General features: G+C 72.9%; 9 protein-coding genes. 4 read left to right on the forward strand and 5 right to left on the reverse strand.

What is annotated here, in order from left to right; genetic code table 11:
• Positions 1–136: 136 nt before the first annotated feature.
• Positions 137–2251: a transglycosylase domain-containing protein gene (locus tag ACZ516_RS07850; RefSeq protein ID WP_469009085.1), complete on the forward strand. Its 2115-nt coding sequence runs from the start codon at positions 137–139 to the stop codon at positions 2249–2251.
• Between the two features lie 21 nt (positions 2252–2272).
• Here the strand turns inward: ACZ516_RS07850 and ACZ516_RS07855 are convergent, their stop codons facing one another.
• Entirely contained in the window at positions 2273–3607 is a 1335-nt protein-coding gene (locus tag ACZ516_RS07855; protein WP_469009086.1) for a polysaccharide deacetylase family protein, read from the reverse strand.
• A 334-nt stretch (positions 3608–3941) separates the two neighbouring features.
• Between ACZ516_RS07855 and ACZ516_RS07860 the strand changes: the two genes are divergently transcribed.
• From ACZ516_RS07860 to ACZ516_RS07870, 3 genes are all read left to right on the forward strand, one after another.
• Complete coding sequence (locus ACZ516_RS07860) at positions 3942–4697, forward strand: (5-formylfuran-3-yl)methyl phosphate synthase (protein ID WP_358587522.1); 756 nt, start codon at positions 3942–3944, stop codon at positions 4695–4697.
• A 184-nt stretch (positions 4698–4881) separates the two neighbouring features.
• Positions 4882–5985 carry an alcohol dehydrogenase catalytic domain-containing protein gene (locus tag ACZ516_RS07865; protein ID WP_469009087.1) on the forward strand — a complete coding sequence of 368 codons (1104 nt, stop codon included), beginning with the start codon at positions 4882–4884 and terminating at the stop codon, positions 5983–5985.
• A gap of 80 nt (positions 5986–6065) precedes the next feature.
• Positions 6066–6977: a class I SAM-dependent methyltransferase gene (locus tag ACZ516_RS07870; RefSeq protein ID WP_361080400.1), complete on the forward strand. Its 912-nt coding sequence runs from the start codon at positions 6066–6068 to the stop codon at positions 6975–6977.
• Between the two features lie 9 nt (positions 6978–6986).
• Here the strand turns inward: ACZ516_RS07870 and ACZ516_RS07875 are convergent, their stop codons facing one another.
• The 4 genes from ACZ516_RS07875 to ACZ516_RS07890 form a co-directional block, all read right to left on the reverse strand.
• A complete protein-coding gene (locus tag ACZ516_RS07875) occupies positions 6987–7520 on the reverse strand; it encodes an EF-hand domain-containing protein (RefSeq protein WP_469009089.1) in 534 nt (177 codons plus the stop codon).
• 122 nt (positions 7521–7642) lie between these two features.
• A complete protein-coding gene (locus ACZ516_RS07880; RefSeq protein WP_469009091.1) occupies positions 7643–8899 on the reverse strand; it encodes an MFS transporter in 1257 nt (418 codons plus the stop codon).
• Positions 8896–9447 (reverse strand): GNAT family N-acetyltransferase, encoded by a 552-nt coding sequence (locus ACZ516_RS07885; protein ID WP_358590401.1) that lies wholly within the window; start codon positions 9445–9447, stop codon positions 8896–8898. Before ACZ516_RS07885 ends, ACZ516_RS07880 begins: the two co-directional genes overlap by 4 nt.
• A 130-nt stretch (positions 9448–9577) precedes the next feature.
• Positions 9578–9781: an MbtH family protein gene (locus tag ACZ516_RS07890; protein WP_275590039.1), complete on the reverse strand. Its 204-nt coding sequence runs from the start codon at positions 9779–9781 to the stop codon at positions 9578–9580.
• Positions 9782–9913: the final 132 nt, after the last annotated feature.

Raw genomic sequence — 9913 nt, forward strand, 5'->3', positions numbered from 1 at the left:
CAACTCCGCGCCGTGCCCGCGCCGTTCGTTCCACGCGCGGACAGGAGGGCGGCGAACCGGCCCGCGAGAGCCCCGGCGGCGACGCCCCGCGTACCTCTAGGGTGTGCGGCAGAGCGCAGCAGAGGAGGCATACGGGGTGGGTGGGCGCAGGATAGCCGCAGGTGAGGGATCCGCGGAACGCCGGGCCGCACCGGGGGGCCGCCGCGCGGCGACCGGCCGGCGCAGGAAGGCCGCGGAGCGGCGCGGGGCGTGGCCGGACGGCGGCGTGTCCGGCGCCCTCGCCAGGTGGCGCGGCCGGCTCCGGTGGCTGCGCCCCGCCTACCCGCGGCCGGGCCGCGCCGGATGGCGGCGGTGGATACCGTCGTGGCGTCAGTGGCTGGGCGCCTTCCTCTACTTGGTCCTCGGTCTGACCGGTTTCGTCACGATCGCGTACGCCGCCACGGACATACCGGATGATCTCAACTCGTTCGCCACGCAACAGGACAACGTGTACTACTGGTCCGACGGCACCGTGATGGCCCGCACCGGCTGGGTCATCCGGCAGGAGATACCGCTGGACAAGGTGCCGCCGAAGGTCCGGGGGGCCGTCCTCGCGGCCGAGAACGCGAGCTTCTACTCGGATTCCGGTGTCTCGCCGAGCGGCGTGCTGCGGGCCGCGGGCGCCGCGCTCACCGGAGGGGAGACCCAGGGCGGGTCGACCATCACCCAGCAGTACGTGAAGAACGTCTACCTCAGCCAGGACCGCACGCTGTCCCGCAAGTTCACCGAGGCGCTGATCGCCGTGAAGCTGGACAACCGGACGAGCAAGGACAAGATCTTCCAGGACTACCTGAACACGAGCTGGTTCGGGCGTGGCACCTACGGCATCCAGCGCGCCTCGCACGCCTACTACGGCAAGGACGTCTCGCGGCTCAACGCCAGCGAGGGCGCCTTCCTCGCCTCGCTCCTGAAGGGCGCCGGACTCTACGACCCGGCCCTCGGCAAGGAGAACCACGAGCGGGCCGTCGAGCGGTGGAACTGGATCCTGGACCGCATGGTCGAGACGGGCCATCTCACGCAGGCCGAGCGCGCCACGTACAAGAAGTTCCCGGAACCCACGAAGTCGGGCTCCGGCACCACCCCCGGCGCGCAGACCGGCTACCTGGTGGAGCTGGCCAAGCGCAACGCGATCAAGGCCGGGCACATCAAGGCCGCCGACTACGACCTCGGCGGCTACCAGATCCGCACGACCTTCGACCGGGGCCGCACGAAGGCGCTGACCGCCGCCGTCCGGAAGGCCGAGAAGGGCTTCGACGCCGAGCGGCGGCCCGAGAACGACAAGTACGCCAGGATCGGCGCGGCGAGCGTGGCCCCGGACGGCCGGCTGCTCGCCGTGTACGGCGGCCACGACTTCCTGAAGCAGGGCTTCAACCAGTCGAACGCGACGACCATTCCGGCCGGCTCGGTCTTCACCCCGTTCGTCTACGCCGCCGCGCTGGAGGACGGTGTGCGGCGCACCCGGGAGGGGGGCCGCACACCGGTCTCCCCGGCCAGCGTGTACGACGGCGACGACGGGGTCGCCGTACGGACGCCGGAGGGGCCGTACTGGGACCGCAGCGGCAAGGTGGTGAAGGGACAGAACGAAGGCGGTCGCGACTGGGGCGAGGTGACGCTGCGGCGGGCCGTCGCCGACTCGGTCAACACACCCCTGCTCCAACTCGGCCTCGACGTCGGCCTCGACCGGGTGGAGAAGTACGCCCTGCGGTCCGGGCTGCTCAAATCGAGCCTCGGGGAGCGGGTCCCCGGCTTCGCGCTCGGGGAGAACTCGACGCCCAGCGCCATCCGGATGGCCGGCGCCTACCGGACCTTCGCCGACGACGGCATGCACACCGACCCCTACTCGGTGCGCTCGGTCACCCGGGCCGGGGACGCGGTGCCGCTCACCAGGCCGAGGCCCGCCCGCGCGATGTCGAAGGAGACCGCCCGGGCGGTCACGGACGCCCTGCGGACCACGATGACCGACGGGTCGGCCGAGGCGGCGGGCGGGGCGCACGCCGGCGCCGTGGGCAAGACCGGGACGACCACCGCGAACACGGCGGGCTGGTTCGTGGGGGGCACCGAGGACGAGACGACGGCCGTGGTCGTCTACCGCATGTCGCTGAAGAACCTGGTGCCGCTCCCCCTGACGGGGCTCGGCGGCGACGCCCCGGGGACGCCCGGCAGCGAGCGGGCGGTGCGCCTGTGGGCCGACTACGTCAAGGCGGCGAAGTAGCGTCGGGCGGCCCCGGCGGCCCTACTTGACCAGCGCCTTCCAGTCGGGCGCCTGCGCGGGGTCGAGCAGCCGCAGCCGGTCGAGGACCTTCGGGTCCTGGGCGTCGAGCCAGTCCGCCAGCTCCCGGAAGGACACGCACCGCACACCCTTGCGCGGGCACACCTCCCGCATCACGTCCTCGACGGCGTTCATGTAGATGCCGCCGTTCCAGTCCTCGAAGTGGTTGCCGACGAACATCGGCGCCCGGCTGCCGTTGTAGACGCGATTGAAGCCGTTCAGGTACGACTTGCGGACCTGCGCCTCCCAGGCCGGGTACTTCGCCGGGTCGCCCTGGGTGCTGTCGCCGGACTGGTGGTAGAGGAAGTTGAAGTCCATGGAGAGGACCTGCACCTCTTTGCCCTCCATGGGCAGGAGTTGGAGGGGGAAGTTCCAGATGGAGTCGACCTTGGACGGCCAGATCTGGAAGTCCCCCGAGGAACTCGCGTCGTAGCGCCAGCCGAACGGTTTGATCGCGGCCAGGAGGTTCTTCTGCCCCTCCAGGCAGGGCGCGCGGCCACCGACCACTTCCCGGTCGGGGTCGAAGGGCAGGGGCGCCTCCTGGGTGAAGCCGGTGTTGGTCTTCCACTCCTTCATGAACGCGTACGTCTGCTCGATCTCGCTCTTCCACTCCCCGGTGCTCCAGTCACCGCCGCCCTTGGGGCCGCAGAAGTGCCCGTTGAAGTGCGAGCCGATCTCGTTGCCGTCCTTCCAGGCGCCGCGCAGTTGCTCCAGCGTGGTCCGAATGTGCGGGACGGTCGGGTACGAGATGGCGGCCGACCCCGGGTTGTGCTGCGGCGGGCGGTAGAGCGACTTCCTGCTCTCCGGCAGGAGGTAGATGCCGGTGAGGAAGAAGGTCATGTGGGCCTTGCTCTCCCGCGCCACCTGGCGGAAGTGGGAGAAGCGGTGGTCGTCGCCCTCCAGCGCGCCGTCCCAGGAGAAGACCACGAACTGCGGCGGCTTCTCACCGGGCTTCAGCTTCTTGGGCTTGAGCTGCCCGGGCTGCGGCCCGGCGTACGAGGTGGAGCCGTCGCCCAGCACCCGGACCTTGCCGTCCCACTTCTCCTCGTCCTTCTTCGCGCGCTTGGCGGCCCGCGCCTTCTGCGCCGCGTCGCCCGAGGAGGTGGTCGCGGTGTGCCGCGCCTCGCCCCGGCTCCCGGAGGAGTCCCCGAAGGCGAGAACGCACGTGGTCGCCACCCCGCCGAGGCCGAGCACGGCCGCCACCACGGCCATGCGCCTGCGCTTGCGCGCCTTCTCGCGCGCCTTGCGGGCGGCGCGGGACTCGGTCCAGGCGGGTTCAGTGCCGGCGGGTTCGCTCACTGCGGTCCTACCCCGTGTTCATCGCAGCAGGGCCGCGCGTGAATTGTTTGTATGAATATAGGACCGACCGAGTGGTCTTCAGTACCCCGATTTGCTCACACCCCCCTCACGGGCCGGTCGCGCGGAGGTGAACGCCGGGGACAACGGCGCCAATGGGGCTGGCTTGTCCCGGTATGCACGGCGCATCGGATGTGAGAGCGCACGCTCCATGAGCACGCTGTGCGCCCTTTCGGTTCCTGTGGGTGACGTCAACGCTGAGCACACCGCACATGACTCAGGTGACCCCCGATCCCCCGGCCCCGGTCGGGCGGACCGGCGGCGGAAGGAGTGCACGGTGTTGCTTCTCATCTCCCCGGACAGCGTCGAGGAGGCCCTCGACTGCGCGAAGGCGGCGGAGCACCTCGACATCGTCGACGTCAAGAAGCCCGACGAGGGCTCGCTCGGCGCCAACTTCCCGTGGGTCATCCGGGAGATACGCGCCACCGTCCCGGCCCACAAACCGGTGTCCGCCACCGTGGGGGACGTGCCGTACAAGCCGGGCACGGTGGCGCAGGCCGCGCTCGGCGCGGTCGTCTCCGGCGCCACGTACATCAAGGTCGGCCTCTATGGGTGCACGACGCCCGAGCAGGGCATCGACGTCATGCGGGCGGTCGTCAGGGCGGTGAAGGACCACCGGCCCGACGCGCTCGTCGTCGCCTCCGGGTACGCCGACGCGCACCGCGTCGGCTGCGTCAATCCGCTCGCCCTGCCCGACATCGCCGCCCGTTCCGGAGCCGACGCGGCCATGCTGGACACCGCGATCAAGGACGGGACGCGGCTCTTCGACCACGTTCCGCCGGACGCCTGCGCCGAGTTCGTCCGCCGCGCCCACGCGTCCGGCCTGCTCGCCGCCCTCGCGGGCAGCGTCAAGCAGGCCGACCTCGGTCCGCTGACCCGCGCCGGCACGGACATCGTGGGGGTGCGGGGCGCGGTCTGTGCGGGCGGTGACCGCAACGCCGGACGGATCCGGCCGCAGCTGATCGCCGCCTTCCGGGCCGAGATGGACCGGCAGGCCAGGGAGTACGCCGCCGACGTCCCGGCCGCGAACTGACCACCGGGATGCGGAGAGCGAAAGGCGGCCGCGGCCGGACCGTACCGCTTGCCGACCCAGCCGCCCGCACCGTCCTGCCCGCGCGCGTCCCGGCCCTCGTCACCGACCGTGGTCCCCGAGGCGCTTTCGACCTGCGTGGACGCGCCGGGCCATCCCTCGCCCGCTGCCTGCGAGAGGCGTGGCGATGAGGTGCCGGGCGGCCGTACTGCGCGCGTCCGACGCCCCGTTCACGGTCGAGGACGTGGTTCTGAGCAGTGAGCCGGCCCCCGGCGAGCTCCTGGTCGAGATCGCGGGCTGCGGGATGTGCCGGACGGATCTCGCGGTCCGGCGGTCCGGCGGCCGCAGCCCGTTGCCGGCCGTCCTCGGGCACGAGGGCGCCGGGGTCGTGGTGGGGGCGGGGAGCGGCCCTGACGGCGCGTTCGAGGTCGGCGACCACGTCGTGCTGAGCTTCGACTCCTGCGGGCACTGCCCCAACTGCCGGGGCGCGGCCCCCGCCTACTGCGACTCCTTCGCCTCCCTCAACCTCTTCGGGGGGCGCGAGGAGCGACCGCCGCGCCTCACCGACGCGGCCGGTGCGGCGCTGGCCCCCCGCTGGTTCGGGCAGTCCTCGTTCGCCCAGTACGCGCTCGTCGCGGCTCGCAACGCCGTCCGGGTTGACCCCGCGCTGCCGCTCGAACTGCTCGGGCCCCTCGGCTGCGGCTTCCTCACGGGCGCCGGAGCCGTCCTGAACACCTTCGGCGCGGGTCCCGGCGACACCCTCGTCGTCCTCGGCGCGGGGGCGGTGGGCCTGGCCGCGGTGCTGGCGGCCACCGCCGCCGGCGCGCTGACCGTGGCCGTCGACCGGCGGCCCGGGCGGCTGGCCCTGGCCGAACGGTTCGGCGCGGTCCCGCTGCCCGCCGCGACGGCCGCGCTGCCCGAACGGATCCGCCGGCTGACCGACGGCGGCGCGCGGTACGCCCTGGACACCACGGCCTCGGGCCCGCTCATCAACGCCGCGCTGCACGCGCTGCACCCCACCGGCAGCCTTGGCCTGGTGGCACGCCTGCACACCCCCCTGACCCTCGAACCGGGCACGCTCGACCGGGGCCGCAGCGTCCGCCACATCTGCGAGGGGGACGCCGTTCCCGCGCTGTTGATCCCGCGGCTGACCGGCATGTGGCAGGCCGGTCGCTTCCCCTTCGACCAGCTGATCCGCACCTACCCGCTGGCCGACATCAACGAGGCCGAACGCGACTGCGACGCGGGCCGCGTGGTCAAGCCCGTCCTCCTCCCGGTGGGGACGCGATGAGGCACGGCACGCGCTACCACGGCTTCCCCTCATCGCACGCACAGACACCCCCAGCCCTCACTCCCGCCCACGGAGGAACCATGGCCGGCACGGCGCCGCAGCGGACCGACGCGGAAGGTGTGGAGGGAGGTGTGGGTCTGACCGCCCTCCTGGTCGCCGCCGCACGGGCGATCGAGACCCACCGCCACGACAGCCTCGCCCAGGACCCCTACGCGGAGCACTTCGTGCGTGCCGCCGCCGCCTGTGCGCGCTGGCCGGTGCGCATCGAGCAGGTGCCCGAGGGGGACGGTGACCCGCTGTGGGGGCGGTTCGCCCGCTACTTCGGCCTGCGCACCAGGGTCCTCGACGACTTCCTCCTGCGGTCGGCCCGTGCGGACGCCCGCCAGGTGGTCCTGCTGGGGGCCGGGTTGGACACCCGGGCCTTCCGGCTGGACCTGCCGTCCGACCGCGTCGTGTTCGAGATCGACCGGGCGGGCGTCCTCGCCTTCAAGCAGCGGGTGCTCACGGACCTGTCGGCCGCCCCGAGGGTCAAGCGCGTCCCCGTCCCGGCCGACCTGCGCGCGGACTGGGTCAGCGCCCTGACCGCCGCCGGCTTCGACCCCGCCGCACCGAGCGTCTGGCTGGCCGAGGGTCTCCTCTTCTACCTGCCGGGCCCCACCGAGACGCACCTCGTGGACACGGTGGACGGGCTCACCACCCCGGGCAGTGCTCTGGCCTTCGAGGCCAAGCTGGAGAAGGACCTGCTGGCGTACCGCGACAGCCCGATCTACGTGGCGACGCGCGAACAGATCGGCATCGATCTGCTGTGCCTCTTCGACAAGGGGCCGCGGCCCGACTCCGCGGGCGATCTGACGGGAAGGGGCTGGTCCACCTCGATGCACACGCCGTTCGAATTCACCCGACGGCACCGGCGTGGCCCCCTCCCCGAGCCGAACGACGCGCTGGAGGGGAACCGGTGGGTGTTCGCGCACAAGCGGCGGCCGAGCCGCTGACGGACCGCGTCAGACGTTCCGGGCGGCCACCAGGCGGTCGCCCGGGATCCCGGCCCGGTCCGGCGCGTAGTAGTCCTCGATGCCGTCGGCCCACGTCGCGACGGTGATGCGGTCCTCGGCGTCCGGGCCGAAGGCGTCGAAGAGGGCGTGGATGTTCGCCTCCTCGAAGCCGATCGCCCTCATCAGCGACACGAAGAGCGGGCGCTCGATGAGGCCGTCGCCGTCCGGGTCGCCGAGTGCGGAGAGCGCCGTGGCGAACTCGGTGACCGTGGGGCCGAAGCGCTCGGGGTCGAGCACGAACGGACGGAATTCGTCCACGGTGATCACGCCGTCGCCGTCGGCGTCCAGTTCCGTGGCCAGCGACGTCCAGTAGCGGCGGAACGCGGCGCGGATGGCTGCTTTGGCGCTCTCGTCCGACGCGGTGGCCGCCGCCAGGACGCGGTCCGTCATGAGGTCGAAGTCGTGAGAGTCGATCACTCCGTTGCCGTTGGCGTCGAAGAGGGAGAAGACCAGCTCGATGCGCTGGGCGGCTGCTGTTCGCATGTCCGTCACCTGATTTCCGCGGCCGGTCGGTTCCCGGGTCCCGCTGATTGACTGCTCCCACGTAACCGTGCAGGAGGGCGGGCGCGCGGGTGAGGCACTTTTCATCACCGGAACAGGTGAGCTCACGGGCCGGGCGTCGACGGGCCGAGGCCCTTGCTGCGGGTGGCCGTCACCGCGGCGAGGGCGACCAGGGCGGGGAAGACCAGCATGGCCGGTGTCGGGCTGAAGCGGGCCAGGAGGACGCCCGCCAGGGCGGGGGCGAGCGCGGCGGCGGAGCCCGCGGCGAACAGCACGCCGCTGACCACGCGCCCTTGCAGGTGGTCCGGTGTGACGGCGGCCTGGTGGGCGAAGAGCGCCGCGTTCGCGGTGGGCCCGAGGAAGACGGCGGCGGCCAGCGGGACGGCGGCCAGCACGCTGCCGGCCAGCAGGGTACTCACCGCCATCAGCGCGGCGGTGGTCCAGCACAGCACCCGCAGCAGGACGGGCAGCCGCAACCGGCGTTGCAGCGCGGGGGCCACGAGGGCGCCGAGGAAGCCGCCCAGCGCGAAGATCGTGCCGGCGAGTCCGACCAGGGCCGGGGGGACGCCCGCGTCGAGCAGGGCGAGTGTCATCGCGAAGATCATGCCGGTGAAGGCCATGTTCAGCGGTGCGGCGATCACCAGCAGGGCGCGCAGGAAGGGATGGCCGAGGAGGAAGCGCAGGCCCTGCGCCGCGGAGACGGCGGCGGGCGGGGCCGCCTCCTGCCGGGCCTCCTGGAGCGGCCGCCGGATGCAGGTGACGGCCACGAGGGAGAGCAGATGGCTCAGCGCGTTCCCGAGGAAGGGCAGGGCGCGGCCGAGCCCGAACAGCAGTCCGCCCAGCGGTGGACCGCTCAGCGAGACGGCGTACGCGCGCGCCTCGTTGCGGGCGACGGCGGCGGTGAGCTGCTCGGGGCGAACCAGATTGCGCACCGAGGCGTGCTCGGCGGTGCTGAAGACGGCCGTGGCGGCGGCGCCGGCGATCACCACCGCGACGATCACCGGCAGGCTCGCGGCGCCCGCGGCCACCGCCCAGCCGAGCAGCGCGTACCCCGCGAGCCGCAGCACATCGCAGATGATCATCAGGCGGCGCCGGTCGACCCGGTCGGCGAGGACACCGGCCGGCAGCCGGCACACCAGGGTGGTGACGAGACCGGCGGTGCCGACGAGCCCGGCCTGCGCGGGGGACCCGGTCTGCTGGAGCACCAGCAGCGGCAGCGCCAGTTCCACCATGGCGCCGCCCAGGTCGGACAGGCACTGCCCGCTCCACAGCAGGTTGAAGTCGCGGTTGCGCCACAGCCCCGACGGCCGGTCGCCGGCCGCCGCCGCGACGGGGCCCTCGCCGACGGACGGTCGGCTCACACCGGGTCCCCGGCGGACGCGGTCCCGGGCGTCCCGGCGGCGCCCTCCGTGACCGGGATGACCATCATCTTCGTGACGGAGCCGTCGTCGCCGACGACGTCCCGGACGTGGCGGAAGCCCATGCGGCGGCACAGGGCGAGACTGGCGGTGTTCTCGGCGCCGACCATGCCGTACGCCTCGCTGAGCCCGAGGGTGTCGCCGGCGTACCGGAGCAGGCCCCGTACGGTCTCGCCGCCGAGGCCGCGCCCCCAGTAGGCGGGGGCGAGCGCGGTGATGAGTTCATGGCCGTCGACGTTGCCGGTGGGTTTCACCTCGGCGTGACCGACGTAGGCGTCCGCGAGCCACAGGCCCCACACGTCGAACCGGTGCTCGGGGTAGACATCGGTGAGGATGGCGCGGAACACCTCGCGCAGCTGCGGTTCGGGTGCGCGGTCCTGGCCCATCCAGCGGCACACCTCCTCGTCCCGCAGCAGCGCGACGAAGTGGTCCTCGTGTTCGGGTCGGTAGGGGACGAATTCCAGGCGTTCGGTACGCAGGACGGGGGTCATGGCGGCTCCTCGGGGGTGTTGCCGTGCGGTGGTGGGCCGAGGGCGGTGGGGCGCCGGAACGGCACTGGGTGGGGGGCGGGCGCCGGGCCGGCGCGGGTGCGGCCGGCCCGGCGGGTGGAGCGAGGGGCGGTCAGGCGCCGGCGTTCTCCATGCGCTCGCGCAGGCTCTTGGGCCGCATGTCGGTCCAGACCTCGTCGACGTAGGCGGAGCACTCGGCCTCGGTGCCCTCCTTCCCGACGGGCCGCCAGCCCGCGGGCACCTCGATGTCGGCGGGCCAGAGCGAGTACTGCTCCTCGTCGTTGCGCAGCACCTGGTAACGGGTGTTCTCGTCCATGTCGCCTTCTCTCATTGCCGGTTCGGGTGGTCGGTGGGGTTCGGGCAGTCGGGGGCGGTCGGTCGGGGCGCGGGGTGCGCGAGGGCCGTGCCGGGCGGTGCGCCGGGGCGGTGCCTCGCGGGACCGGGGTGG

The sequence above is a fragment of the Streptomyces sp. NPDC034037 genome (genome assembly GCF_055575715.1).

What these genes read in the sequence shown, in the direction of transcription:
- ACZ516_RS07885 (WP_358590401.1), bottom strand. Translation starts at nt 9,447, where the DNA reads ATGACCCCCGTCCTGCGTACCGAACGCCTGGAATTCGTCCCCTACCGA.
- ACZ516_RS07875 (WP_469009089.1), bottom strand. Translation starts at nt 7,520, where the DNA reads ATGCGAACAGCAGCCGCCCAGCGCATCGAGCTGGTCTTCTCCCTCTTC.
- ACZ516_RS07870 (WP_361080400.1), top strand. Translation starts at nt 6,066, where the DNA reads ATGGCCGGCACGGCGCCGCAGCGGACCGACGCGGAAGGTGTGGAGGGA.
- ACZ516_RS07865 (WP_469009087.1), top strand. Translation starts at nt 4,882, where the DNA reads ATGAGGTGCCGGGCGGCCGTACTGCGCGCGTCCGACGCCCCGTTCACG.
- ACZ516_RS07890 (WP_275590039.1), bottom strand. Translation starts at nt 9,781, where the DNA reads ATGGACGAGAACACCCGTTACCAGGTGCTGCGCAACGACGAGGAGCAG.